Genomic DNA, 26,184 nt, shown 5'->3' on the forward strand with positions numbered 1-26,184 from the left:
TCCGCCGCGTGGCGGGGCGTGCCGGGGGCGCCGCGGGCGGGCGTCTCGGGGCGCTTTTCCGGGACCGAGGCGGGCGCGGCCGGGGCGCCGGTCGGGTCCCAGATGATCTCTGCGTGGCGCACGCGGCCGGTGCGGCGCTTGAGCCTGCGGTCGTCGCGCGCCCGTCCTCCGGCCAGCGAGCGCAGGAAGGGCAGCACCGCCTGGAAGAAGGCCTCGACCCAGACCCGGACCGCCAGCAGCGCCGGGGTCAGCACCAGCGTCAGCACGGTCGAGACGCCGAGCCCGAAGACCACCGCCGTCGCCAGCGGTTTCCACCACATCGAGGTCGGGCTGTCGATCGTGTAGCCGCCGTTCACGAAATCGATGGAGAGCCCCAGCATCATCGGCGCCAGACCCGCCATGGTGGTGATCGTGGTCAGCAGCACCGGCCGCAGCCGCTGCTCGGCGGTGCGCACGATGGCCTCGAGCCGCGGCATGTAGCGGACGAATTCCTGATAGGTATCGATCAGCACGATGTTGTTGTTCACCACGATCCCGGCCAGCGCCACTACGCCCGTCCCGGTCATGATCATGGAGAAGCTCTGCCCCATCACCAGCATGCCGATCAGCACGCCCGCCGTGGACAGAACCACCGCCAGCAGCACCAGGATCGCGTTGTAGAAGCTGTTGAACTGCGCCAGCAGGATGATGAACATCAGCCCCAGCGCCGCGCTGAAGGCGACGCCGAGGAAGGCGCCGGTCTCTTCCTGGTCCTGCTGCTCGCCGGTCCATTGCCAGTTGACACCATCGGGCAGCGGCGTGTCGGCGGTAAGCCATTGGGTCAGCGCCGCGATCCGTTCCGAGGGGGTGACCGGCACCAGATGCTGCCCGGCCCCGGTGATCTCGGCCCGGGCTGCGCGCGCGGCCTCCGCCTCGGCCGAGCCTGCCGGATGCAGCCGCGGATCGACCAGCGCCGCCGGGACCAGCCGCAGGCTCTGGCCCCCGGCATCGACCACGCTCAGCATGGCGGGCGCGGCGTCGGCCTTGACGTCGAAGAAGCGCTCTTCGCCATAGCGGTCGATGGTGCCGCGCAGCGCCACCGGCGCGCGGGTGACGAAGTTGGACAAGGGCACCAGCCCGCGCGCCGTAGGCACGCGCAGCGTGTCCAGCGTGGCCAGCAGGCGGTCTTCCTCGGGCAGGCGGACGCGGATCTCGATTTCCTCGTCCGAGGTCTCGACCCGCATCGTGTCCAGCATGATGCCGCGGGTGACCAGCTGCACCATGCCGCCCACCGTCGCCACATCCGCCCCGAACCGTCCGGCCATCGCCGTATCGACGCGGATTTCCCAGTCGATGCCGGGCAAGGGCCGGCTGTCCTCGATGCCCACGATGCCGCCGATCTCGCGCATCCGGGCCTGCACGATGTCGACCGCCTGACCCAGCGCGTCGAAATCCTGCCCGGTCAGCCGCAGATGGATCGGCTTGGCCGAGGCGGGCCCCCCCGACATGATCATGTATTCGGTGATGATCCCCGGGATCTGCTGGAAGCGCGCCTCCATCCGGTCGAGGATCGCCTGGCCCAGCATCTCGGGATGGCCGCCGCGCTGATCCCAGTTGACCAGTTCGAACTGGATCTGGCCGACGGCATCGCGGGGCGCCTGCCCGCCGCCGGTGTTGGAATTGAGCCCGCCGGAGCCGCCGAAGGCGAAGCTCGCGGCGACGCCGGGTTCCTCCAGCACGATGGCCTCGACCTGGGCCAGCATGGCGTCCTTCTCGGCCAGCGACAGGTTGCCCCGGGCGCGGACATAGACGATGCCCTGCTCGGGCTCCGTCTCGACGAAGAAATCGACGCCGTAATTGTTCTCGCCGTAATAGGTGAAGACCTGCCAGACGGCGAAGACGATGGCGGCGGTGGCGACGAAGGGCATCACCGGGTTGCCGACGATCAGCTTGGTGAACCAGCCGAACAGCGTATGGCGATAGGTCGCGTCCACCGGCTTCGGCCGGGCCTGCGGTTTCAGCGCGTTCAGCGTGATCGACATGCCCGCCGCGCCCAGTGCCATGGCCAGCGCGCCGGGCACCACGGCCAGAACGCCCATCGCCAGCCGCGCCGCCGGATCGGGGAACAGCAGCCCGGGGTTCAGCATCGCCACCACGCCGCCCGCCAGCAGGGCCAGCGCCAAGAGCATGACCGGCACGCGCGCCAGCCAGGGCAGGCGCCGCAGCCCCTGGGCGATCTGGTCGAAGCGGCGCGCGATGCGGCCGGTGACGCCGCCCAGGATCGGCAGATAGATCAGCGCCACGATCAGCGACGAGGCCAGCACGAAGATCAGCGTGACCGGCAGCATGCCCATGAATTCGCCCGCCACGCCCGGCCAGAACAGCATCGGCAGGAAGGCGCAGAGCGTCGTCGCAGTCGAGGAGACGACCGGCCAGAACATGCGTTTCGCCGCGGTCGTGTAGGCGGCCATCGGCCCCTTGCCCTCGGCGATCTGGTTGTCGGCGTATTCGGCGACGACGATGGCGCCGTCGACCAGCATCCCCACGGCCAGGATCAGGCCGAACATGACGATGTTCGAGATCGTCACCCCCATGATCCCCAGCAGGATGAAGGACAAAAGGAACGAGGACGGGATCGAGAAGCCGACCAGCAGCGCCGTGCGGGTGCCGAGCGAGGCCAGCACCACGATCATCACCAGCGCGATCGCCGTCAGCACCGAGCCTTCGAGCTGGTCGATCATCGAGGCGACCTGATAGCTGCGGTCGAGCGCCGGCGTCACATGGATCGTCTGTTGCAGCGCCTCGGGCCAGGAGGCGACCTCGGCGTCGATGGCGGCGCGCACCTCGGCCACCGTGTCGATCAGGTTGAAGCCCTTGCGTTTGACCACTTGCAGCGCCAGCGTCGGCTCGCCGTTGAAACGCGCGGTCCCGGCCCGGTCCTGAAAGGTCATGTGGATCGTCGCCAGATCGCCCAGCGTCACCGTGCGGTCGCCGTTCACCTTGATCGGCAGGTCGTAGATATCCTGCACATCCTCGAAGGACCCCGGCAGGGACAGCGAGAAGCGCCCGCTCTCGGTCTCGATCTCGCCCGCCGCGACCAGCTGGTTGTTCATCGTCACGGCGTTGATCAGCTCACCGGCGCTGACGTTGTAGGCTTCCAGCCGCAGGGGGTCGATCACCACCTCGACCATCTCGTCGCGGGTGCCCGCCACTTCGGCGCTGAGGACGGCGTCCACCCCCTCGATGGCGCGTTGCAGGGCGGTCGCGGCGCGCATCAGGGTGCGTTCGGGCACGTCGCCCGCCACCGCGACGATGACGATGGGGAACTGGCTGAAGTTGAATTCGTTGATCGTGTAACTATCGGCGCCGTCGGGGAAATTCGTCGCCGCCCGGCTCATCCGGTCGCGCACGTCGGCGATGGTCGCGTTCTTGTCCCAGTCGAATTCGAATTCCAGCACGACCGAGGCATAGCCCTGATAGGCCGTCGCCGTCATGTCGGTCAGCCCGGTCAGGCCGCTGAGTTCCTGCTCCATCGGCCGGACCAGCAGCGTCTCGGAATCGCTGGCGGAAATGCCCTGGAACGGGACCGAGATGAACAGCGCGGGCACCTCGATATCGGGCTCGCCCTCCTTGGGCAGACCGACATAGGCCATGAGGCCCGCCGCCAGCGTCAGCGCGACGAAGGCCAGAACCATGCGGGCGCGGGCTGCGGCCCAGTCGATCATGCCCGACATCGCGCTATTCCTCCCCGCGGCGCGTCACCCGCACCTCGATACCGTCGGTAACATATTCCTGCCCGACGACGATGACATCGGCCTCGGCCGGCAGACCGTCGACCCAGAAGCCCTGGGGCGCATCGCGCAGCACCCGCACCGGCTGGAAGAAGGTGCGGCTCTCGGCATCGACCAGCCGCAGGCCCAGCTCGCCCTCGTCATTGATGGTCAGCGCCGAGCCCGGCACCAGATGGCCGCGCGTCGCGGTGGCGGCGACCAGCATGTCGGCGCTCAGCCCATCGCGGATGGCGAAATCGGGGTTCGGCACCGTCACCTCGACGCGGAAGGTCCGGGTCGCGGGATCGGCGGCGCGGGCGAGGAAGGTCACCTCCCCCACCACCTGCTCGCCGCTGGGCAGCTGCGCGCCCGCCATGGCCCCGACCGCCAGCCGGTCGATCTGCGCCTCGGCGGCGTAGCCCACGATCAGCAGCGGATCGAGCTGGATCACCGTGGCGCAGAGCCCGCCCGCCTGCATCAGGCTGCCGGTCTCGGCCGGATCGGCCTCGACCAGCCCGGCGAAGGGCGCGGTGATGGTCAGGCGGTCAAGCTCGGCCTGCGCCGCCTCGACCCCCGCATGCGCCGCCTCGACCGAGGCGCGCGCGCCTTCGAGCGCGGCTTCGGCGCTGGCGGTGGTGTTCTGGGCGCGGAACCCGCCCTCGGCCAGCCGGGTGGCGGTGGCGCGGTTCAGCTCGGCCTCGGCCAGACCCGCCTCTGCCCCCGCCAGCCGCGCCCGCGCCTCGGCCATCGAGGCCGCCCGGGTGCCGGGATCGAGTTCGCAAAGCACATCGCCCTCGGCCACCATCGAGCCGCGGGCCAGCGGCGACGAGATCACCAGACCCGTGGTCTGGGCCCGAACCTCGACCGAGCGCGAGGCGGCGGTGCGCCCGCGCAGGACGATGGCGCTTTCCAGATCGCGCTCGACCAGATGCTCGACGACCACCGCGAAGGGCAGATCCTCGTCCACCGGCGCGGCCATCGCCGCCCCTGCGGGCGCTGCGGCCTCGACCGGGGTGGGCTCGACGCCGACCCAGGACAGCAATGTATCGCGCTCCATCACGAACAGGTACAGGAACACCAGCACCAGCGTGGCGGTAATCAGCGGGACCACTCGCATGTCTACACCCATCCTTGCCCGGACCATCGCCCGGAATTCTCGCGCCGCCGGAAGCGTCACCCGTAAGGCGCAGACCCCGGCGCCCCGCGATCCACGCCCAGGGCGCGCGCGTGCCTTATATAGGCAGGCTATCGCCGGTGGATTACTCCCAGCCCTTGTTTTTTGCAATCGCGGCGCGTGGCCTGCCGCCACGTCACCCGCCCCCGTGCCCCGGGCCGCTGCCCCCGGGGCAGCCCTGCCCGCCGCTGACGCGAAAAGCGGCAAACCCACGCGGGGGTGATGGCGGCAGGCTTGGCAGCCCGGCCGGTCCGCGCTAAGAGGGGGACCAAAGCGCCGCGAGCCCGCCTCGCGGCCTGCCCAGCAGGACCCGGAGGCGAGACGTGAGCAACCCCGACAGCTTCATCGACGAGGTGAACGAGGAACTCAAGCGCGACCGCCTGTTCGCCGCCATGCGCCGCTACGGATGGATCGCCATTGTCCTCGTCATCGTGCTGGTGGGCGGTGCCGCCTACAACGAATGGCGCAAGGCCCAGGACCGCGCCGCCGCCGAAGCCTTTGGCGATCAGGTGGTTGCGGCGCTCGACGTGACCGACCCCGATGCGCGGCGCGAAGCGCTGGGCGCGGTGACGGCCCAGGGCGACCGCCAGGGCATCCTGAACCTGCTCATCGCCGCTGCCGATCTGGCCGAAGGCGACCGCCCCGGCACCCTGACCGCCCTCGCCGCGGTCGAGAATGACGCGACGCTGCCGCTGAGCTACCGCCAGATCGCCGCGCTGAAGCGGGTGATGATCGGCGGCGCCGACATTCCCGCCGACGAGCGCCGCGCCACGCTGCAGGGCCTTGCGGCGCCGGGCGGCACCTTCCGGCCGCTGGCGTTGGAACAACTGGCGCTTCTGGCGCTGGAACAGGGCGACCGCGCCGCCGCGCTGCAACAGGCGCAGGCGCTGGCCCAGGAACCCGAATTGACCGACGGGCTGCGTCGCCGCGTCGCGCAACTGATCGTCCTTCTCGGCGGCGCCCAGCCGACCGATCTGGGCTGAGACGAGGGAGAGCGACCGTGACCCTGACCCGCCGACATGCCCTGACCGGCTTTGCCGCCCTGATGGCCACCAGCGCCCTGGGCGCCTGCAACCGCGAGCGCCCGCTGGAAGGCGAGCGCGTCGACCTGCGCGCCCCTTGGGGCGGCAGCGACGGCGCGACCGAGAACCGCAGCCTGCCGATCTCGCTGCCCGGGCAAAGCGCCAACGCCAGCTGGAGCCAGCGCCAGGGCACGCCCGGCGGCCGCCCCGGCCATCCGGCGCTCTCGGCCAACCCGCAGCTGATCTGGTCCACCTCCATCGGCCAGGGCGACAGCCGCCGGGCGCGCCTGACCACCGATCCGGTCTATGCCGACGGCCGCGTCTACACGCTGGACGCCCGCGCCCATGTGCAGGCCACCTCGGCCTCGGGCGCGGTGCTCTGGGGCACGGACCTCACGCCGTCGCGCGATGCGCGCTCCTCGGCCTCGGGCGGGTCGCTGGCCGTGGCGGGTGGCCGGGTCTTCGTGGCCTCGGCCCAGGCCTACCTGGCAGCGCTCGATGCCGCGACCGGACAGGAAATCTGGCGCACCGATTTCGCCGCGCCGCTGACCGGCTCGCCCGCCGTTGCCGACAACCGGGTCTATGTCACCGCCATCGATTCGAGCCTCTGGGGTCTGGATGCCGCGACCGGCCGCATCGAATGGACCCTGGCCGGCACGCCCTCGCTGTCGACCATCGCCCGCGGCTCGGCCCCGGCCATCGCCGGCGAGGCCGTGATCTTCCCGACCCAGGCGGGCGAACTGACCGCCGTGCGCCGCTCGAACGGCGGGCGCCTGTGGACCACGGCCGCCGCCGGACGCCGCACCGGAGCCGCGCTGGGGACGATCCCCGCGCTGACCGGCGACCCGGTCGTGGACGGCAGCCGCATCTATGCGGCCAACCAATCGGGCCGGGTCTTCGCCATGGACGCCCGCACCGGCACCACCATCTGGTCGGTCGAGGAAGGCGCCAACGCCCCGGTCTGGCCGGTGGGCGGCTCGGTGTTCCTGGTCTCCGACCAGAACCGTCTGCTCCGGCTCGACGCCAGCGACGGCTCGCTGATCTGGGCGCATGAGCTGCCGCTCTACACCACCTCGCGCGTGCGCCGCCGCCTGGCGATCTATCCGCAGCACGGGCCGGTCCTGGCCGGCGGGCGGCTCTGGGTGGCCTCGGGCGACGGGCTGCTGCGCGGCTTCGATCCGGTCTCGGGCAACACCACCGCCGAGGTCGAAATCCCCGGCGGCGCGGCCTCGGCCCCCATCGTTGCGGGCGGCATCATGTATATCCTCAGCCGCGACGGGGATCTGCTCGCCTACCGCTGAGCGCTTTACAAACGCGGCCGTCCCGCGTATCGGGGCGGCTTGCGCTGAACCCGAGTAGATCATGAGCTTCACCCTCGCCCTCGTGGGCCGCCCGAACGTGGGCAAGTCCACGCTCTTCAACCGCCTCGTCGGCAAGAAGCTGGCCCTGGTCGACGACCAGCCCGGCGTCACGCGCGACCTGCGCGAGGGCGAGGCGCGTCTGCACAACCTGCGCTTCACGGTGATCGACACCGCGGGGCTGGAGAATGTGACCGACGACAGCCTGCAAGGCCGGATGCGCCGCCTGACCGAACGCGCGGTCGAGATGGTCGATGTGTGCCTGTTCATGGTCGATGCCCGGGTCGGGGTGACCCCCGCCGACGAGATCTTCGCCGACATCCTGCGCCGCCGCGCCCGCCATGTGATCCTTGCCGCGAACAAGTCCGAGGGCAACGCGGCCGAGGGCGGGTATCTGGAGGCCTTCTCGCTGGGTCTGGGCGAGCCCATCCGCCTGTCCGCCGAGCACGGCGCCGGGATGGACGAGCTCTATCACGAACTCCTGCCGCTGGCCGCGACCTTCGAGGAACGCGCCGCCGCCGAGGCGCCGGAGACCGACGTCTCCATCGCCGAGGACAGCGAGGACGACAACACCGAGGGCGAAGAGGCCCCCGTCTGGGCGCCCACCGAAAAGCGCCCCCTGCAGGTTGCCGTGATCGGTCGCCCGAACGCCGGAAAATCCACGCTGATCAACAAGATCATCGGCGAGGACCGCCTGCTGACGGGCCCCGAGGCCGGGATCACCCGCGATTCCATCGCGCTGCCCTTCACCTGGAACCAGACGCCGATGCGCCTTTTCGACACCGCGGGGATGCGGCGCCGGGCGCGGGTGACGGACAAGCTGGAGAAGCTCTCGGTCGCAGACGGCCTCCGCGCCGTGAAATTCGCCGAGGTGGTCGTCGTGCTGCTCGACGCGCAGATCCCGTTTGAAACCCAGGACCTGCGCATCGCCGACCTCGCCGAGACCGAGGGCCGCGCCGTCGTCGTCGCCGTCAACAAATGGGACCTCGAGGACGACAAGCAGGACAAGCTGAAAGCGCTGCTGGAGATGTTCGAGCGCGCCCTGCCGCAGCTCAAAGGCGCGCCCCTCGTCACCGTCTCGGCCAAGACCGGCCGCGGCCTCGACCGCCTGCACGCCGCCATCCTGCGCGCGCATGCGATCTGGAACCGCCGCGTCGGCACCTCGCGCCTCAACCAATGGCTGGGCGCGATGACCGAGGCGCATCCCCCGCCCGCCCCCGGCGGCCGCCGGATCAAGCTGAAATACATCACCCAGGCCAAGACCCGTCCGCCGGGCTTCGTGGTGAAATGTTCGCACCCCGAGGAGCTGCCCGAGGCCTACCGCCGCTATCTGGTCAACGGGCTGCGCGAGCGTTTCGACATGCCCGGCACGCCGATTCGGCTGTTCTTCCGCTCGGATGCGAAGAAGAACCCCTATCAGGGCCGCAAAAACAGTCAGCCCTCACGGCTGAAAAAGCACATCAAGCCAGGGCACTGAGCGCCGCCTCGGCGGCCTCGACCTGGGCGATCCCTTCGCCCCATTCCTCGCGCAAGAGCGGCACGGCCTCGCGCAGCACGCGCCGGGCTTCCTCGGTCTGCCCGGTGGCTGCCAGCGCCCGCCCCAATGCGCCCCCGGCCAGCGCCGCGAACCGCGCGTCCTGCCGGTCCCGTGCCGCCTTCAGCGCCACGCGGGCGGGCGCCACGGCCTCGGCCGCCCGCCCCTCGTCCAGCAGCGCCTCGGCCCGGGCCGCGCCCGTGGACCAAAGCGGGTCGGCCCCGCCCGCTTCATACCAGGCATAGGCCCGCGCCGCGCCGACCCAATCCTCCAGCGCCATCAGGACGTTGGATTGCCGGGCAAAGGCGACCGGCACCCCGAATTCATGCCCGACCCGCTGCCACAACGCCGCCGCTTCGGCATGCGCGCCGCTGCGGGCGCAGGCCTCGGCCCGGGCCGTGTGAACCGCCTCGGGCTGCGGCACGACCAGCGCGGCGGTGAGGTCGGCATAGGCTTCGCCCGCCAGCGCCTGCTCCCGCGCCCGGTCAGGATGGGCGCTGCCGTGGTCGAAACTCATGGCCAGAGCCAGCAGATGCTGGCCGCTGACCGCCAGCACCCGGGCCAAAGCCTCACCGGACAGCCCCGCCACAGCCCGCGCCCGGACCAGCCGCAGGGCGCCCTGAATCGTCCGGGGCTCCTGCGCGAAACCCGCCAGCACCTCGGCCAGTTGAGGCAGCACCTCAGGCAAGTCGATCACCAGCGCCGCGCACACCGCATCCAGCGCCTCGTCCCGCTGCCCCGCGGCCAGCAATTCCCCGGCCAGCGCCGCATTCAGCCGCGCCCGTTCCTCAAGCCCCGGCCCCTCTGTCGCCAGCTGACGGCGCAGGTGGCGGATGGCGATGTCGGCTCGCTGGCGGGGATCGAGCGGATCGGTGAAGGCGGGGCGATGGGTCATACAGTCCTCCCTGGCTATGCCCCACCCTGCCCCGCCACCCCCGCGCCCCGCTGTTCCCGGCGGCACAGCTTGATCTGGATCAAGGAGCCGAAGCCCCGAGCCCCGCATAGTTGTTGCCAATGCAACGGGGTTGGGCGGGAGCGCACCATGGGCTTTTTCAAGAAACTGGACCGGGCCAGCGGCCTGATCGGCAGTATGGCCGAAACGCTTCACGCCGATCTCGGCCAGGGTCTGGCCGAAGGCCGGATTACCGGGCAGGATATGCGCAACGCGGTCATGGCCTGCATGGGCTGCGAAGGCTCGGGCGAGTGCGCCAATTGGCTGAGCGATCACGCCGCGGGCGCCGGGGATACGCCCGATTACTGCCGCAACCGGGCGATGCTGCATCGCCTGCGCGCGGACTGACCGGGGGGCGGGGCGGCGGCCGGGTGTGTTCCGGTGTCGCCTGTCCCGCAGGAGGAGAATCACGCTTCTGTAGATTGACGGTGCCTTTTTCGTCGGCAAGGTGAGCCGGAAAACAGGAGAATCCGCCATACCTTCGCAATTCGTCATCTATCGGCGTTCGACGGGTGCAGACGCCGAAACTGTCTTTTCTCTGACCGGCGATTCGGTGCGGCGGCTGGCGCCCGATCCCTATCCGCCCGAGGTCGTCGCGACCTGGATGACCGGCCGCACGCCCGAGGATTACCGGCCCGATTGCGCCGAGGGCAAGGTCTGGATCGCCGAAGCGGATGGCGTGACGTTGGGGTTTGCCCTGGGCGAGCCGGGCGAAGTGAAGCGCCTCTTCGTGCGCGCCGATCATGCCGGGCGCGGGCTGGGTCAGGCGCTGATGGAGCGGGCGCTGGCCGATGCACGGGCGGCGGGCGACCGGCTAATCCGCATCGAGGCCACGCTGAACGCCGTGGCCTTCTACCGCCGCTGGGGCTTTGCCGAGGTCGGGCGCGGCGTCTTCCCGGGGCGCGAAGGCCTGCCGCCGATTGCCGTGGTCCTGCTGGAAGCGCGGTTCTGACCCCGCCTCCCGCCCCATGGGACTTTGCTAAGATTTCCTGAACGCGCGTGGCCAAGCCTTTGGAAAGGCTTGACCGGCCGGAATGTCCCACACGTGGGACACCGGCGCCGTCAGCGGATTTTCAGCGTGGCGAGGCCGATCAGGGCCAGGATCAGGCTGATGATCCAGAAGCGGATCACGATCTGCGGCTCGGCCCAGCCCCGCTTCTCGAAATGATGGTGGATCGGCGCCATCAGGAAGACCCGTTTCCCGGTCCGCTTGAAATAGACGACCTGGATGATGACCGACATCGCCTCGACCACGAAGAGGCCGCCGACGATGGCCAGCACGATCTCATGCTTGATCGCCACCGCGATCGCCCCGAGCGCGCCGCCCAAGGCCAGCGAGCCGGTGTCGCCCATGAACACCGCCGCCGGCGGCGCGTTGTACCACAGGAAGCCAAGCCCCCCGCCCGCCAGCGCCGCGGTGAAGATCAGCAATTCCCCGGTCCCCGGCACGTAATGCACGTCCAGATAGGCGGTGAAGTCGACGCGGCCGACGGCATAGGCGATCACCCCCAGCGTCCCCGCCGCGATCATCACCGGCATGATGGCGAGGCCATCCAGCCCGTCCGTCAGGTTGACCGCATTGGCCGAGCCCACGATCACCAGCATGGCGAAGGGCACGAAGGCCCAGCCCAGCGGGATCAGCGCGCTCTTGAACACCGGCATGGCCAGCTGGCCGGTCAGCTCGGCCGGATGCAGCCACATCGCCACCACGGCGGCGATCAGCGCGATCACCAGCCCCGCCGCCATGCGGATCTTGCCCGAGACGCCCTTGACGTTGGACTTGGTCACCTTGGCGTAATCGTCGGCAAAGCCGATCAGGCCAAAGCCCCAGGTCACGCCCATCACCAGCCAGACATAGGGATTGTCGAGCCGCGCCCAGAGCAGGGTCGAAACCGTCAGCGCGCTGAGGATCAGGAGCCCGCCCATGGTCGGCGTGCCCTTCTTGGTCAAGAGATGCGACTCCGGCCCGTCCTCGCGGATCGGCTGGCCCTTGCCCTGCCGCTTCCTGAGGAAGTTGATCAGCGGCTTGCCGAAGACGAAGCCGAAGATCAGCGCCGTGAAGAAGGCGGCGCCGGCGCGGACGGTGATGTAGCGAAACAGGTTGAAGCCGATGAAGGCCTCGGAAAATTCGGCAAGCCAGTAGAGCATCCTATTCCCCTGTCGGCTCTTCAGGTAGCGGGTGACCCAGATGGCGCAGCGCATCCACGACGCGGGACACATAACTGCCTTTCGAGCCCTTCACCAGCACCACGTCACCGGGATGGACCAGGTGATGCGCCTTGGCGCCCAGATCGTCGGCCTGCGCGACATGCTTGCCGCGCTTCGATTGCGGCAGCGCCTGCCACAGGGCCTCCATCCGCCGCCCGACCGTGTGGACGAGGTCGGTCCGGGCGATGGCCGGGTGTTCGGCAATGGCGCGGTGCAGGGCGATCTCGTCGGGGCCGAGTTCCAGCATGTCGCCCAGGATGGCGATGCGGCGGCCCCCCGGCCCTGGCTCGGTCGCGGCCAGCACGTCGAGCGCGGCGGCGAGCGAGGCCGGATTGGCGTTGAAAGCGTCGTCGATCAGCGTGGCGCGGGAATCGCTGGCGGGGTCGAGCAGCAGCACCTCACGCTTGCCGCGCCCGGCGGGAGGGCGCCAGCGGCCCAGCGCCTGCGCGGCCAGGGCCAGATCGAGGTTCAGCGCCCGGGCCACGGCCAGACAGCCCAGCCCGTTCAGCGCGAAATGCGGCCCGGCGTCGGCGAGCCTGAGCAGGTAATGCCCGCCGTCGATATCGGCCTCGGCCACCGTCGCGACCGCGGTCTGGCGGATCGCGGTCAGCGTCACCGTGCCATTGCGGCCGAAGGACAACGCCCCCTCGCCCGCCGCCGCGGCCAGGATCGGGCTGGTCTCCAGATCGGCGTTGTAGACGCCGATGCCCCCGGGTTCGAGGCCGAGGAAGATATCGGCCTTTTCCCGCGCGATGCCCGCGAGCGAGTCGAAGGCCTCCAGATGCGCGGGGGCGACGGTAGTGATCATCGCCACATGCGGCCGGGCGAGGCGCGCGAGCGGCGCGATCTCGCCGGGGTGGTTCATGCCGATCTCGATGACGGCGAAATCGGTTTCGGCGGGCAGGCGGGCCAGGGTGATCGGCACGCCCCAATGGTTGTTGAAGCTGGCCTCAGCCGCATGGACGCTGCCGAAAGCGTCGAACATCTCGCGCAGCATTTCCTTGGTCGAGGTCTTGCCGACGGACCCCGTGACGGCGATGACCTTGCCCTTCGCGCGCGCGCGCCCGGCCGCCCCCAGCGCGGTCAGCGCCGCCAGCACCTCGGGCACCACCAGGCAGGGGCCGGTCACACCCTCGGGCACGTGATCGACCAGCGCCGCCGCGGCGCCCGCGGCAAAGGCCTGGGCCACGAAATCATGCCCGTCCCGCGCGGCCTTCAGGGCGACGAACAGGTCGCCCGGGCGCAGGCTGCGGGTGTCGATGGAGAGGCCGGTCACCGCGAAGGGCGCGGTGGCGCTGCCGCCGGTGGCCGCTTCGGCCTCGGTATGGGTCCAGAGGCTCATGTCACAATGTCCCGTCGAGCGCGGCCACCGCCACGCTGGCCTGTTCCAGATCGTCGAACGGATAGACGATGCCGCCGACCGTCTGCCCGGTCTCGTGCCCCTTGCCCGCGATCAGCAGCGCGTCGCCCGGCTCCAGCGCGTCAACCGCCCGCAGGATCGCCTCGGCGCGGTCGCCGACTTCGGTGGCCTCGGGCGCAGCTTTCAATATTTCTGCACGGATCACCGCAGGATCCTCGCTGCGCGGGTTGTCATCTGTCACAAAAACAACATCCGCATTCTCGACCGCCGCCTTGCCCATCAGCGGGCGCTTGGTCTTGTCGCGGTCGCCGCCCGCGCCCAGCACCACGATCAGCCGTCCCATCACATGCGGGCGCAGCGCCTTCAGCGCGGTTTCCACTGCCGCCGGGGTATGGGCGTAATCGACGAAGACCGGGGCGCCGTTCTGGCGCGTGGCGGCCAGCTGCATGCGGCCGCGCACGCCCTGCAGCGTCTCCATCGCCGAAATCGCCTCGGCCGCATCGCCGCCGGTGGCCAGCACCAGCCCCAGCGCCAGCAGCGCATTCGCCGCCTGGAAGCCGCCGACCAGCGCCAGGTCGACCTGTTGCGCCCGGCCCTTCCAGCGGAAGCGCAGGGTCTGGCCATGGGCGGTGAAACGCTGGTCGAGGATGCGCAGGTCGCAATCGTCGTCCTGGCCGACCTTCAGCACCGGCTGTTCGACCATCCCCAGCAGGCGCCGCCCATAGGGATCGTCGGTGTTGATCACGGCGATCCCCTCCTCGGGCAGCAGGCGGGTGAAGAGCCCGGCCTTGGCGAGGAAATATTCCTCCATCGAGGGGTGATAATCGAGGTGGTCCTGCGTGAGGTTGGTAAACGCCGCCGCCGACAGGCGCACGCCCTCGAGCCGCCGCTGGTCGAGCCCGTGCGAGCTTGCCTCCATCGCCGCATGCGTCACGCCCGCCGCCGCGGCCTGGGCCAGCAGCGATTGCAGCGTCACCGCGTCGGGGGTGGTGTGGGCCAGCGGCATGCCCCAGGCGCCCTCGACCCCCGTGGTGCCGACATTGATCGCGGCATGACCCAGCGCGGTCCAGAGCTGGCGGGTGAAGCTGGCGACCGATGTCTTGCCATTGGTTCCGGTCACCGCCGCCATCACCGAGGGCTGCGCGCCATAGTAGAGCGCCGCCGCCATGGCCAGCGCGGCGCGCGCATCCTCGGCCACGACAAGGGCGGCCTGCGGGTGGCGGGCCAGCGTCTCGGCGGCGATCTGGGCGCCCTGCCGGTCGGTCAGGATGGCCGAGGCCCCCATGCGCAGCGCCGGGTCGATGAACTCGGCCCCGTGCACCCGGCTGCCGGGCAGCGCCGCGAACAGCGTCCCCGGCCGCACCGCGCGGCTGTCGAGCGTGATCGCCGTGATCCGCGCCCGGGAATCGCCGCTTTGCGCGGTCAGTCCCAGCTCTCCCAGGGTCTTGTCGGTCATCCTGGTCCCCTTGCCCGTCGGCTTTTGCCCGTCCGGGGATGCCTAACGCAGCTGCATGCCCGCTTCAATCTCTGCGGGGGTCTGCGGGCGCAATCCCAGCATGGGCGCCACCCGGCCGATCATCTGCGCCACCACCGGCACCACCGTCCAGCCCGCGGTGCGCCGGTTCTGCCCGGCGACGAAGATCGTCGGCTCGTCCATCGTCACCACGAAGACATAGCGCGGGTCGTTCATCGGGAAGGCCCCGGCGAAGGTGGCGACGGTGCGGTCCTGATAATAGCCGCCCTCGGGACGGACCTTGTTGGCGGTCCCGGTCTTACCGCCCACGGCATAGCCGTCGACATCGCCGAACGAGGCCGTGCCCTCGGTCACCACATCGCGCAGCATGGTGCGGATGATGCGCGAGGTCTCTTCGGTGATGACCCGCGGCCCCACCGGCGCGTCGGGGCGGCGCAGCAGGGTCGGCTGCACCAGCGTGCCGCCGTTCACCATCGCCGCATAGCCCGCCGCCAGATGCAGCGGCGTCATGGTCATGCCGTGGCCATAGCTGATGGTCATGGCCGAAAGCTCCGACCAGCGCGCCGGGTATTGCGGGCGCACACGGCCGGTTTCGCTGACCTCCAGCGGCATCTGGTCCAGAAGGCCCAGACGGCGCAGGAAGTTCTGCTGCTGCTCGGCCCCGATCATCTGGGCGATCCGCGCGGTGCCGACGTTCGAGCTTTCGACCAGCACGTCGGTCACCGACATCGAGGCGGGCATCGAATGCATGTCGCTCAGCCGGAAGCGGCCGAAGCGGATCGGGCCGCGGGTGTCGATCATCGTCTCGGGCGTGACCATGTTCATGTCGAGCGCCTGGGCCACGGTGAAGACCTTCATCACCGAGCCCAGCTCGTAAAGCCCCTGCACCGCGCGGTTAAACAGCGGCGAATCGGCCGGATCGCCAGTCAGCGCCGGCGCCGGGCGGTCGTTCGGGTCGAAGGTCGGGGCCGAGGTCATGGCGACGATCTCGCCCGTATGCGCGTCCATCAGGATCGCCGAGCCGCCGTTCGCGTTATACATGGCGATGCCGTCGGCCAGCACCTCCTCGACCGCGGCCTGCACGCCAAGGTCCAGCGACAGGCTGAGCGGCACATCGGCGAGATCGGCATCGCTGAGGCGCTGGTTCTGGGCGTATTCGAGGCCCGCAACGCCCTGAATCTCGGCCGCGGTCACGCCCTGTTCGCCATAGGTCGTGCCACCCAGCACATGCGCGGCCAGCGTCCCGTTGGGGTAAAGCCGCATGTCGCGCGGCCCCAGCAGCAGCCCCGGCTCGCCGATGTCATGCGCGGCCTGCGCCTGTTCGGGCGAGACGCGGGCGCGGATCCAGTCGAAGCGGCGGTTGGGATCGGTCAGCCGTGCGGCCAGGCGTTCCTCGTCCAGATCGGGGAAGATCTGCACCAGCTCATGCGCGGCACGGCGGCCATCGACCATATAGCGCATCTCGGCATAAAGCGAATGCGTCACCAGGTTGGTGGCCAGGATATTGCCATTGCGATCAAGCACATCGGCGCGCTCGCCCGAGATGCTCTCGCCAACATAGGGCTCGGATTCCACGACCGGCGAGGCGGCCAGCATGCCCATCTTGGCGCCGATCGCGGCGTAGCCCGCGAAGAAGGCGGTGGCCAGGAACAAGAGCCGCCATTCCGCCCGGCGGCGCCCGGCGTCGCGCTGCTGCTCGCGGCGCAGGCGCAGGTTTTCCTTCTCGATGGTCAGCGGGTTCACGCCCTGGGCGCGGGCGTCGAGGATGCGGGCCAGCGGGCGCAGCGGCAGGCGGTTCACAGCGTATCCTCCGGGCTGGCGCCGACGGCCGCGCCGAACAGCGGATAGGGGATCTCATCGACCTGGCCGAACTGCCCGCCCTGCAGCGGCAAGAGGCCCAGGCGTTCGAAATTCATCTGCGCCAGCGCCCTCAGACGTTGCGGCCGGTTGAGATAGGCCCATTCGGCGCGCTGCACATCCAGCGCCTCGTGCAGCGAGCGGATCTCGGCGCGCAGGCCGCGCACGTCGCGGATCGCCACCTGGGTCTTCTGGTTCTGGTCATAGGCCCAGATCGCCAGCCCGATCACCCCGAAGGCCGTCAGCAGATAGAAGAGCGCGCGCAACTCAGTCTCCTTTCAGGACAAGCGAGGGAAGGCCAAGGGCCGAACGGTCGACGGGGCCGGCGGGGGCATCGGTGCGCCGGGCGATCCTGAGGAGGGCCGAGCGCGCGCGGGGGTTGGCGGCGCATTCGGCCTCGTCGGCGGCGACGGCCTTGCGGGTCAGGGTCTCGAAGCGCGGCGCTTCGGCCTCCTGCATCGGGGCGTGGCGGCTGCCCTGCCCGGCGCGGCCCGAGCGTTGCTGGAGGAAGCGCTTCACGATCCGGTCTTCCAGCGAATGGAAGCTGACCACGGCCAGCATGCCGCCCGGTTTCAGCGCCCGTTCGGCGGCCTCGAGCCCGGCGGCAAGCTGGTGGAATTCGGCGTTCACGGCGATGCGCAGCGCCTGGAAGCTACGGGTCGCCGGGTGGCTCTGACCGGGTTTCGGCCGCGGCAGCTGGCTGCTGACGATCTCGGTCAGGCGCAGCGTGGTCTCGATGGGTTCTAGCGCGCGGGCCTTGACGATGGCCCGGGCGATCCGGCGCGAGGCGCGTTCTTCGCCGTAATGGTAAAGGATGTCGGCCAGCGCCGCTTCATCCTCGTGATTGACCAGATCGGCGGCCGAGGGCCCCTCCTGGCTCATCCGCATGTCGAGGGGGCCGTCCTTGGCGAAGGAAAAGCCGCGTTCGGGCAGGTCGAGCTGCATCGACGACACGCCGAGGTCGAGGACCACGCCGTCAAGCGGCTCGCCCGCCAGCGTGTCGAGGTCGGAAAACGTGCCCTGCACCACCCGGAGCCGCTCGCCATAGGGCCGGCCCCAATCCCGCGCCAGCTCCAGCGCCAGCGGGTCGCGGTCGATGCCGATGACCAGATCCGCCCCGGCGGCCAGAAGGCCACGCGCATAACCACCCGCCCCCAGCGTCCCGTCCAGCCACACGCCCGACACCGTCCCCACCCCGGCCAGAAGCGGACCGAGGAGGACGGGGATGTGCGGGGCGTCTTGGCTGTCGGCGGGCATCGTCCTTTCCGTCACGCGGCAGGGGTCGGTTTCGGCGGAAGCTTCGGCAGCAGCGAGGCCGGATCGAAGCGGGCACCGCCGCGCTCGACGATCAGCGCGTCCGTGCGGCCGGCTTCATGCGCCTTATAGGTCTCGGGCTTCCACATCTTGAAGTGGCTGCCGACACCGATGAAATAGATGCGGTCGTCGAGGTCGAGCTTCTTGCGCAGCCGCTGCGGCAGGACGATGCGTCCGTCGTCGCCCAGCTGCACATCGATCGAGGAGCCGAGGAAGAAGGTCTCGGCGATCTCGCGCTCTTCGGTCCCCTCGTCGAGAAGCTCGATACGCTCCTCGATCTTCTCCATCTCCTTGCGGGTATAGCAGCGCAGGTGATTGAGCGAGTCGGTGCCGTAGACGATGACGAAGGTGGGGCGCTCGCCCTGGGCCATCAGATGGTCGCCCGCGGCGATGACAGGACGGAAAGCGGCGGGAATGGAGACGCGCCCCTTCCCGTCGATGCCCTGTTCGTCGTCGCTGCGAAATCTGAGCGACACGCCGCATTCTCCTGTTGCTCCACCGATCCGGGAGCGCCAAAATTGAAACGGCGGCTCGGGTGCTGCCATACCCGAGCCGCCGCCCTCGTCCCACTGCGGGGTCGCCTGGTCACGTAACCGTCTTTACTAGGGGGGGGATGAAAGACGTCTGCTCGCTACGCTCCAGATCTTGATGTGAAGTTGCCTGTAGTTACTGCCTTGGTATCGGAGGATCTTTTTTGTGTCCTTCCATGGTCCTTTGATGCCATGGGACTTCACGGATATCAACGGGAATTCGAGGGAATGCGCAGGTCGCGCAGGGGATGACGCCACCAGCCGTTGAGGCCCGGCCCGGCGCAACACTAGATATCGGCCAGCCCCCTACCCGCCCCACCAGATAAAGCGCTAACAGCCCCCTTCAGGGTCAGGGGAAGAATCGGCGGCGAGGGGCGGATTTGTGTCCATAGGGACACACGCAATCGTTAAGATTAATTATCCCACACTTATCCACAATTAATATCCCCCTCACCGGGGTGTGATTCCGATTCGGCGGAGGTTGGCCCATCGCGTTCCCGGAGCGATCCCAGCCAATCCCAGGCCATTTCCCAGCCTGTCCCAGCCGGATTCCGGGCCTCATTCTGGGATTTCGTGGGTTCGGCGGTTTCCCGGAGCGTGCTGCGATGGGACGAAACGGGTCAGCGCCGGGGGGAAACCCTGGCCGTCCCGACCGGATCCCTGGAATTCCCAGCCCGATCCCGGGCCTGCCCGCACGCCGCCTCCTCGCCGGGCCCGCGCCCCCTCCGTGGCCGATGTCCGGCCCCAGGATCAGCCGCCGCCAGGACCTTGGGACCCGCGGGCCTCCCCACGGACCCCAGCCGCTGCCGCGCCATCCCGCCCGATGCGACGCAGAGGCTGTGCCCGCGGCGCCACGCTTTCGCACCCCTCCCCCGCCCTCCCAGGCCATTCCCCCGAAACCCCGCTGGGATTTCACGGATCCGGGCCGCGAAGGCACCGCATCAGAGGGCCGGAATGCCGAAAGCCCGGGCGTTTCCGCCCGGGCTCCCTGAAAATCCCAGCCTGATCCCGCGTCAGACCAGCTGCGCGATCAGCGAGCGCGCCATGCGCCGGTAGGGTTCGCCCGCCGGGCTGTCCCCGGCCGCCACCGGCTGACCGCCATCGCCCGACAACCGCACCTCCAGCAGCAGGGGCAGCGAGCCCAGCATCGGCAGCCCGTGCTTCTCGGCCTCGCGCGCCACGCCGCCGTCGCCGAAGATATGCTCCTCATGCCCGCAGTTCGGACAGACGAAGGTCGACATGTTCTCGATCAGCCCCAGCACCGGGGTCTTCAGCGTCTCGAAGGCGTTGAGCGCGCGCCGCGCGTCCAGCAGCGCCACGTCCTGCGGGGTCGAGACGATGATCGCCCCGGTCACCGGAAACTTCTGGCAGAGCGTCATCTGCACATCGCCGGTCCCCGGCGGCATGTCGATGACCAGCGCGTCGAGGTCGCCCCAGGCCACCTGCGTCATCAACTGTTGCAGCGCCCCCATCAGCATCGGGCCGCGCCAGATCAGCGCTTGCTCCTCGGGCAGCATCATGCCGATGGAAATGACGCGCACCCCGAAGGCCACCGGCGGGATGATGGTCTTGCCGTCGGGCGAGGCGGGCTTCTTGGCCACGCCCATCATCCGCGGCTGGCTGGGGCCGTAGATATCGGCGTCGACCAGCCCGACCCGCCAGCCCTCGCGCGCCAGCGCCACGGCGAGGTTGGCCGAGACGGTCGACTTGCCGACCCCGCCCTTGCCCGAGCCCACGGCGATGATGCGCTTGACGCCCGGCACCTCGTCGGGACCGGCGGTCGGATGGCGGCCGATGGAGAGCGAGGGCGCGGCCCCCTTCCCCGCCCCGGCGGGGGCTTTCGCGGCCGGGCCATGCGCGGTCAGCGCGACCGAGACCTTGCTCACCCCCTCCATCGCCGCCACGGCCGCCTCGGCCGCAGCGCGCACCGGCTCCAGCGCGCGGGCGGCATCGGCGGACTCGGTTTCGATGACGAACCGGACGCTGCCCGCATCGACACCCAGCGCGCGGACAAGGTCGCGGCTGATCAGGTCGCCCCCGCCGGGCACCGCGATGCGGGCAAGCGTGGCGAGGATCGCGTCGCGCGACGGGCTGGCGGCCATGGGATACTCCTGTTCCTTCAGAATCGGTTTGCCCTAACCTGTCCGGGAATCGGCTGGTGACAAGCCCCCGCGCCCCAGCCGCGGAAAGGGACATTCTGCCGCAGGGAAGGGCCGCCCGGGGGACCCGGGCACCCGCCGAATGCGACCTTTGTCCCTTAGATACACCTCTGAGGCAGCTTTCCCCTACGTCGCCATGCTGTCGCTGCATAGCAGCATTGCCGTGAGGAGGGATTGTGCAGGCGCAGCATTTGGGCCATCTTTGCTTCAACGGCGAAACAAAATCACCAGCCCGGCTGGAAACGGATCGCCTCGAAACGAAAAGGTAACACCCATGGCTTACGCCTCTGCACAAACGACCCGCACGACCGGCGTGTTCGGCCAGATCGCCGAAGCCTTCTCGTCGCTGCGGACGGCCTGGGCGCGCTCGCGTGTCTATGTCCGGACCTACAACGAGCTGAATGCGCTGACCAGCCGCGAACTGGCTGACCTCGGCATCAGCCGCTCGATGATCTCGCGCCTGGCCTACGAGGCCGCTTACGGCCGCGACGCTTAAGAATTCCGGGCCCCGCGGGGCCTGTGACCGAAACGACGGCCCCTCCTCCTCCCTGGGCCGATCGTGCAAGGAACCGCCGCTTCCTCCTCCCTGCGGTATGGTTCCGACCTGTTGCTGAGGCCCCTCCTCCTCCCTGGGCCGAAGGCACTCCGGCGCGGTTCCCCCTCCTCCTCCCTGGGGAACCGCGCCCCGAATTCCGGGGCTCCCCGCCTGGCGGGCCGACCCCAAAGGTTACGGATGCCCCTCCTCCTCCCTGGGTGTCCGTTTGTGGCGCGGCGATCCTTCCTCCTCCCTGGATCGCCGCGCCCCAAATAAGCGGCGGACGGTCCTCCCCCGAACGCCGATGATGACGCGGCTGCCCACCTCCTCCCGGGCAGCCGCGTTTTTCGTTTTGTCCCTGCAGTTTTAAGATGTTTCCGGGATGCCTGTTTTCCGGGCATGGGCCCGGAATCTCGCATATTGCGACGACATCGCGTGTTTTTGTTTTTTCGAAAGTAGAATTGCAGTCATATATGGACCGCTTGGTAAAGAACGCGCCTCAGAAGGGCACGTCGTCCATACCATCCGCCGGCATCAGGAAGCGGGCGACGATATGTTTCTCGCCCGCCCGGTCGAAGGCCACGGCGACCTTGTCACCATCCACCGCCACCACCGAACCCGTGCCGAATTTCTGGTGAAAAACCCGCTCGCCGGGGGCGAAATGCACCTCGGCGGTGGCGCTGCGCACGGCCATCGGCGGGGGCGGCGCCACGCGGGCCCGGGCCTGCATGCGCCGCCAGCCGGGCGCGTTGTAGACATCCGCCTTGGCCGCGCGGTGTTCGAGGCTGTCGTCATCCTCGGCCCGGGCATGACGGCTCTGCGCCGCGCCGCCAAGGCCGCCCAGCCCGGGCGCGCTGAGCAGTTCGACATGCTCGCGCGGCATCTCGTCGATGAAACGGCTGGGCAGCTGGCTTTGCCACTGGCCATAGACCCGGCGGTTGGCGGCGAAAGAGACGAAGCACAGCTCCTCGGCCCGGGTGATGCCGACATAGGCCAGCCGCCGCTCTTCCTCGAGCCCCTTGAGCCCTGATTCGTCCATCGAGCGCTGCGAGGGAAACAGCCCCTCTTCCCAGCCGGTCAGGAAGACCACCGGGAATTCCAGACCCTTGGCCGCGTGCAGGGTCATGATCGTGACCTTGGCCTGGGTTTCCTCGGTCTCGTTGTCCATGATCAGCGCGACATGCTCCAGGAAATCCTGCAGCGAGCCGAAGCCCTCCAGCGCCTTGATCAATTCCTTGAGGTTTTCGAGCCGCCCCTCGGCCTCGGGCGTCTTCTCGGCCTGCCACATGGCCGTGTAGCCGCTTTCGTCGAGAATCATCTCGGCCAGCCGGACATGCGAGAGGCCGGGCGCGGGTGCGTCGAAATCCTCGACCACCAGCGCGGCATCCTCGGGCGGCGCCGCGGGCGCCCGCACCATATCGTGCCAGCGCGCCATATTCTCGATGAAATCCCGCAGGTTGCCCGCGGCGCGACCGCCCAGCAGCCCGTCGCGCAGCACCAGTGCCGCCCCCATCAGCAAGGGCAGCTCGGCCTCGCGCGCGACGCGCTGGATGGTCTGTTGCGCCTTGTCGCCGATGCCGCGCTTGGGGGTGTTGATGATCCGCTCGAAAGCCAGATCATCGGTGGGCGAGATGGCGAGGCGGAAATAGGCCATCGCATCGCGGATCTCCATCCGCTCATAGAACCGCGGCCCGCCGATGACGCGATAGGGCAGCCCGATCGACAGGAAGCGGTCCTCGAAGGCGCGCATCTGGTGGCTGGCGCGCACCAGAATGGCCATGCCGTCGGGGCTGACCGGCGCCAGCCCGCGCGAGCCCCGTTCCAGCGCCTCGACCTCCTCGCCGACCCAGCGCGCCTCGTCCTCGCTTTCCCAATGGCCGATCAGATGGACTTTCAGCCCCTCCGTCGCCTCGGTCCACAGGGTCTTGCCCAGACGGCTCTGGTTCGCGGCGATCACGCCCGAGGCCGCGGCCAGGATATGCGGGGTCGAGCGGTAGTTCTGTTCCAGCCGGATGACCTTGGCGCCCGGAAAATCCCGCTCGAACCGCAGGATGTTGCCGACCTCGGCGCCGCGCCAGCCATAGATCGACTGATCATCGTCGCCGACGCAGCAGATGTTGGAATGGCCCTGCGCCAGCAGCCTGAGCAGCAGATACTGGGCGACGTTGGTGTCCTGGTATTCGTCCACCATGATGTAACGCAGCCAGCGCTGGTACTGGGCCAGAACATCCGGATTCTGCTGGAAGATCGTCACCACATGCAGGATCAGGTCGCCGAAATCGCACGCATTCAGCGTCCGCAGACGGTCCTGATAGGCGGCGTAAAGCTCGGTCCCGCGGTTGTTGAAGGCGCTGGCTTCCGCGCCCGGCACCTGATCCGGCCGCCAGGCGCGGTTCTTCCAGGCGTCGATCAGATTGGCCAGCTGCCGCGCGGGCCAACGCTTTTCGTCCATGTTCAGCGCCTGGATCAACTGCTTGAGGAGCCGCAGCTGGTCGTCGGTATCAAGGATGGTGAAATTGGGCTTCAGCCCGACCAGCTCCGCATGCCGCCTCAGGAACCGCACGCCGATCGAGTGGAAGGTGCCGAGCCAGGGCATCCCCTCCACCGCATCGCCCAAGAGCGCGCCGACCCGCAGCTTCATCTCGCGCGCGGCCTTGTTGGTGAAGGTGACGGCGAGGATCTCGTTCGGGCGGGCGGTGCCGGTGGCGATCAGATGGGCGATCCGGGCGGTCAGGGCGCGGGTCTTGCCAGTCCCTGCCCCGGCCAGCATCAGCACCGGGCCGTTCAGGGTTTCCACCGCCTCGCGCTGGGGGGCGTTCAGCCCCTCCATGTATTGCGCCGAGCGGCTGGCCGTGGCTCCGGCCATGGCCAAGGATGACAGGCTGCGTTCGCTCATTGGTCGTTCCCCACTTGTTCCCGTCATGCCCTGTGCAGCCCCGGGGCGCAAGCCCCGTCAGCGCCGCCGGGCCAGATAGGCGCGGGAAAACGCCGCATAGCCGGGGGCGGTGACGCGCAAGTGATCCCGCATCTGCGCGTGCAGCGCAGGCAGCTTGTCGAAGGGCACGGCGGGGTAGACGTGATGCTCGATGTGATAGGGCATGTTCCAGGCGAGGAAGCGCACCAGCCGGTTGGTGAAGGTGGTCCTTGTGTTGTCGAACATGTCGGCGACCTGGGGACAATCGCCATGCTCGGCCAGCAGATAGAGCCTGAGGAAGGGCTGCCCGATGGCGATTGGCAGCAGCCAGACCCAGAGGATCACGGGCGTCCACAGCAGCGACAGCAGCGCCAGGGCGTAGAGCGCGAGCAGCACCCGCGCCTCGCGTTCCGCCCGGGGCCGCGCGCGGTCGGGCAGGTAGGATGGGCGCTCGGCGCCCATCGCCAGCCGGGCGATCAGCCGGATCGACCCGATCCAGAGCGGGATGCCCGAAACATGCCAGAGCCATTGCGCCCGGGTTTCGGGCTTCGGATAGGCCAGTTCCGGATCGCCGGGCTGATTGGTGAAGCGGTGATGCGCGAGGTGGAAATAGCGAAACCATTGAAAGGGGTTGAGGATCAGCGCCCCGGTGACCGTGCCCACGACCTCGCACAGCCGGTCACCGGCGAAGGGCGTCTTGTGGGTGCATTCATGCTCCAGCGTGAAGAGGAAGACGATCAGCACCCCCTGCACCGGCAGCAGCAGCGGCCATCCCGGCACCCCCGCGGCGATGAGCCTGCCCAGCAGCAGGATCGCGCCGCCATGCGCCGCCAGATGAACCAGCCCCGCCCGGCGCGGCCGCGCGGTCAGCGCCGCCCTTGCCTCGGGCGTCAGGGATCTGAGGAAGTCGCTATGGCTCACGGGTGGCTTCATCGGCCCATGAGCCCCCGAAGCGCGCCCCGGGTCAAGCCGCCTGCGCGATGCCTTCGGGCGCGAAGGGCCGGATCTCGACCTCGGCACCCCGGAACCGGCAGAAGGAGCCGGGCGGGATCGCCTGCCAATCGCCCTCGTCCGCCTCCAGCGGTTCCGAGACCACGGCCCGCCCGCCCCGCGTGTCGGACCAGCGATGCCAGAGGCTCGGCGCCTTGTCGTCGGTGGCGTAGCGCACGGCATAGAGCGTCTCGCCATCGCTGAAACAGCAGGTCAGCCGCAGATGCGGGCCGCAGCCCTTGGCCCGGCTCAGCGCCGCCAGCCGGGCGGCGGCGCGTTCGAGCCCGCCCTGCGGGTCCCGGTCCAGCCCCTCGGCCAGCGCGATCAGGAACAAGGCCTCGCTGTCGGTCGCCCCCTTGCGCTGCGGATAGAGGTCGTCGGGGATCATCATGTCGGCATCGCGCCGGAACCCGTCATAGCCGCCGACCTGCCCGTTATGCATGAAGCTCCAGCGCCCGACGACGAAGGGATGGCAATTGTTGCGGCTGGTGGCGGTGCCGGTCGAGGCCCGGACATGCGCGAGGAACAGCGATGAGCGCACCTGGGCGGTGATGGCGCGCAGGTTCGGATCGGACCAGGCCGGCAGGATATCGCGGTAAAGCCCGGGCTCCGGTCGTTCGCCATACCAGGCGATGCCAAACCCGTCGGCATTGATCGCGGTGGTGCTCTGCATCGCATGATGGCTCTGGGCGATCAGCGAATGGCCGGGGCGGCAGACAATATCCTCAAGAAAAATCGGCGCTCCGACATAGGCGGCCCAGCGACACATTCAGCGGCTCCGGTCTTCGGTGATCGTCAGGGCGCGTCGGCCCCAGGGTAATTTGGAAAAGCTACCACAGGGTAAAGGCCGCCCGCCAGCGGCAACCGCGGGCTCGACACGGACAGGTGAAGGCTAATGCCGGGGCGGCGCGGTGCGGGCAGGACGAAGAAAGGAGAGCGCCGCCCCCCTCGCCGCCGGATATTCGGAGCGCCAAGAGGGCAGCTCAACGCCCTCTTAATCTTCATCTTTGTTCTCTAAATATCCTCGGGGGTTTCTCAAGGGGGTGGAAAACCC

The 26,184-nt window shown here is 69.2% G+C and carries 20 protein-coding genes; 6 read left to right on the forward strand and 14 right to left on the reverse strand.

Translation table 11 applies throughout. From position 1 onward, the window contains the following. The coding region (locus tag VDQ18_RS13125; protein ID WP_323021387.1) for an efflux RND transporter permease subunit at positions 1 to 3,713 on the reverse strand (3,713 nt) is incomplete at its 3' end. A gap of 4 nt (positions 3,714 to 3,717) precedes the next feature. Further along, positions 3,718 to 4,866 carry an efflux RND transporter periplasmic adaptor subunit gene (locus tag VDQ18_RS13130; protein WP_323021388.1) on the reverse strand — a complete coding sequence of 383 codons (1,149 nt, stop codon included), beginning with the start codon at positions 4,864 to 4,866 and terminating at the stop codon, positions 3,718 to 3,720. Between the two features lie 380 nt (positions 4,867 to 5,246). Here VDQ18_RS13130 and VDQ18_RS13135 point away from each other — a divergent pair, with 380 nt between their 5' ends. From VDQ18_RS13135 to der, 3 genes are all read left to right on the forward strand, one after another. After that, positions 5,247 to 5,906 carry a hypothetical protein gene (locus VDQ18_RS13135; RefSeq protein WP_323021389.1) on the forward strand — a complete coding sequence of 220 codons (660 nt, stop codon included), beginning with the start codon at positions 5,247 to 5,249 and terminating at the stop codon, positions 5,904 to 5,906. A gap of 17 nt (positions 5,907 to 5,923) precedes the next feature. Continuing rightward, the gene (locus tag VDQ18_RS13140; RefSeq protein ID WP_323021390.1) at positions 5,924 to 7,246 is read left to right on the forward strand and encodes a PQQ-binding-like beta-propeller repeat protein; all 1,323 of its coding nucleotides are present in this window, start codon (positions 5,924 to 5,926) and stop codon (positions 7,244 to 7,246) included. 61 nt (positions 7,247 to 7,307) lie between these two features. Beyond that, positions 7,308 to 8,780, forward strand: a complete 1,473-nt coding sequence (der, locus tag VDQ18_RS13145; RefSeq protein ID WP_323021391.1) for a ribosome biogenesis GTPase Der — start codon at positions 7,308 to 7,310, stop codon at positions 8,778 to 8,780. Here the strand turns inward: der and VDQ18_RS13150 are convergent. Further along, positions 8,764 to 9,732 (reverse strand): hypothetical protein, encoded by a 969-nt coding sequence (locus tag VDQ18_RS13150; protein WP_323021392.1) that lies wholly within the window; start codon positions 9,730 to 9,732, stop codon positions 8,764 to 8,766. The genes der and VDQ18_RS13150 overlap by 17 nt on opposite strands. 147 nt (positions 9,733 to 9,879) lie before the next feature. Between VDQ18_RS13150 and VDQ18_RS13155 the strand changes: the two genes are divergently transcribed. Continuing rightward, positions 9,880 to 10,137, forward strand: a complete 258-nt coding sequence (locus VDQ18_RS13155) for a DUF6455 family protein (RefSeq protein WP_107749995.1) — start codon at positions 9,880 to 9,882, stop codon at positions 10,135 to 10,137. 205 nt (positions 10,138 to 10,342) lie between these two features. Continuing rightward, complete coding sequence (locus tag VDQ18_RS13160) at positions 10,343 to 10,741, forward strand: GNAT family N-acetyltransferase (protein WP_323021393.1); 399 nt, start codon at positions 10,343 to 10,345, stop codon at positions 10,739 to 10,741. A 110-nt stretch (positions 10,742 to 10,851) separates the two neighbouring features. Here the strand turns inward: VDQ18_RS13160 and mraY are convergent, their stop codons facing one another. The 8 genes from mraY to VDQ18_RS13200 form a co-directional block, all read right to left on the reverse strand. Then, the gene (mraY, locus tag VDQ18_RS13165) at positions 10,852 to 11,937 is read right to left on the reverse strand and encodes a phospho-N-acetylmuramoyl-pentapeptide-transferase (protein WP_323021394.1); all 1,086 of its coding nucleotides are present in this window, start codon (positions 11,935 to 11,937) and stop codon (positions 10,852 to 10,854) included. A 1-nt stretch (position 11,938) separates the two neighbouring features. Next, on the reverse strand, positions 11,939 to 13,339 hold the full coding sequence (locus tag VDQ18_RS13170) for a UDP-N-acetylmuramoyl-tripeptide--D-alanyl-D-alanine ligase (RefSeq protein WP_323021395.1): 1,401 nt from the start codon (positions 13,337 to 13,339) through the stop codon (positions 11,939 to 11,941). A gap of 1 nt (position 13,340) precedes the next feature. Further along, positions 13,341 to 14,813 carry a UDP-N-acetylmuramoyl-L-alanyl-D-glutamate--2,6-diaminopimelate ligase gene (locus tag VDQ18_RS13175; RefSeq protein WP_323021396.1) on the reverse strand — a complete coding sequence of 491 codons (1,473 nt, stop codon included), beginning with the start codon at positions 14,811 to 14,813 and terminating at the stop codon, positions 13,341 to 13,343. 42 nt (positions 14,814 to 14,855) lie between these two features. Then, the gene (locus VDQ18_RS13180; protein ID WP_323021397.1) at positions 14,856 to 16,631 is read right to left on the reverse strand and encodes a penicillin-binding protein 2; all 1,776 of its coding nucleotides are present in this window, start codon (positions 16,629 to 16,631) and stop codon (positions 14,856 to 14,858) included. Continuing rightward, positions 16,628 to 16,954 carry a cell division protein FtsL gene (gene ftsL / locus VDQ18_RS13185; RefSeq protein ID WP_323021398.1) on the reverse strand — a complete coding sequence of 109 codons (327 nt, stop codon included), beginning with the start codon at positions 16,952 to 16,954 and terminating at the stop codon, positions 16,628 to 16,630. Before ftsL ends, VDQ18_RS13180 begins: the two co-directional genes overlap by 4 nt. A 1-nt stretch (position 16,955) precedes the next feature. After that, positions 16,956 to 17,945, reverse strand: coding sequence for a 16S rRNA (cytosine(1402)-N(4))-methyltransferase RsmH (gene rsmH / locus VDQ18_RS13190; protein WP_323021399.1), 990 nt, complete (start codon positions 17,943 to 17,945; stop codon positions 16,956 to 16,958). A gap of 11 nt (positions 17,946 to 17,956) precedes the next feature. Beyond that, the gene (locus VDQ18_RS13195; RefSeq protein WP_323021400.1) at positions 17,957 to 18,478 is read right to left on the reverse strand and encodes a cell division/cell wall cluster transcriptional repressor MraZ; all 522 of its coding nucleotides are present in this window, start codon (positions 18,476 to 18,478) and stop codon (positions 17,957 to 17,959) included. A 1,067-nt stretch (positions 18,479 to 19,545) separates the two neighbouring features. Then, positions 19,546 to 20,634 (reverse strand): Mrp/NBP35 family ATP-binding protein, encoded by a 1,089-nt coding sequence (locus VDQ18_RS13200; protein ID WP_323021401.1) that lies wholly within the window; start codon positions 20,632 to 20,634, stop codon positions 19,546 to 19,548. Positions 20,635 to 20,965: 331 nt separating this feature from the next. Between VDQ18_RS13200 and VDQ18_RS13205 the strand changes: the two genes are divergently transcribed. Then, entirely contained in the window at positions 20,966 to 21,187 is a 222-nt protein-coding gene (locus VDQ18_RS13205) for a DUF1127 domain-containing protein (protein WP_323021402.1), read from the forward strand. A gap of 538 nt (positions 21,188 to 21,725) precedes the next feature. On the opposite strand, the gene VDQ18_RS13210 is transcribed toward VDQ18_RS13205, so the two are convergent. From VDQ18_RS13210 to VDQ18_RS13220, 3 genes are read right to left on the reverse strand one after another with little or no spacing between them, the layout of a single operon-like run. Next, positions 21,726 to 24,122 carry an ATP-dependent helicase gene (locus VDQ18_RS13210; RefSeq protein ID WP_323021403.1) on the reverse strand — a complete coding sequence of 799 codons (2,397 nt, stop codon included), beginning with the start codon at positions 24,120 to 24,122 and terminating at the stop codon, positions 21,726 to 21,728. Between the two features lie 57 nt (positions 24,123 to 24,179). Then, positions 24,180 to 25,061 carry a fatty acid desaturase gene (locus VDQ18_RS13215; RefSeq protein ID WP_323021404.1) on the reverse strand — a complete coding sequence of 294 codons (882 nt, stop codon included), beginning with the start codon at positions 25,059 to 25,061 and terminating at the stop codon, positions 24,180 to 24,182. Between the two features lie 43 nt (positions 25,062 to 25,104). Next, on the reverse strand, positions 25,105 to 25,899 hold the full coding sequence (locus VDQ18_RS13220) for a class II glutamine amidotransferase (RefSeq protein WP_107749983.1): 795 nt from the start codon (positions 25,897 to 25,899) through the stop codon (positions 25,105 to 25,107). Positions 25,900 to 26,184 lie beyond the last annotated feature (285 nt).

It is taken from the genome of Pararhodobacter sp. (assembly GCF_034676075.1).
Lineage (GTDB): Bacteria > Pseudomonadota > Alphaproteobacteria > Rhodobacterales > Rhodobacteraceae > Pararhodobacter.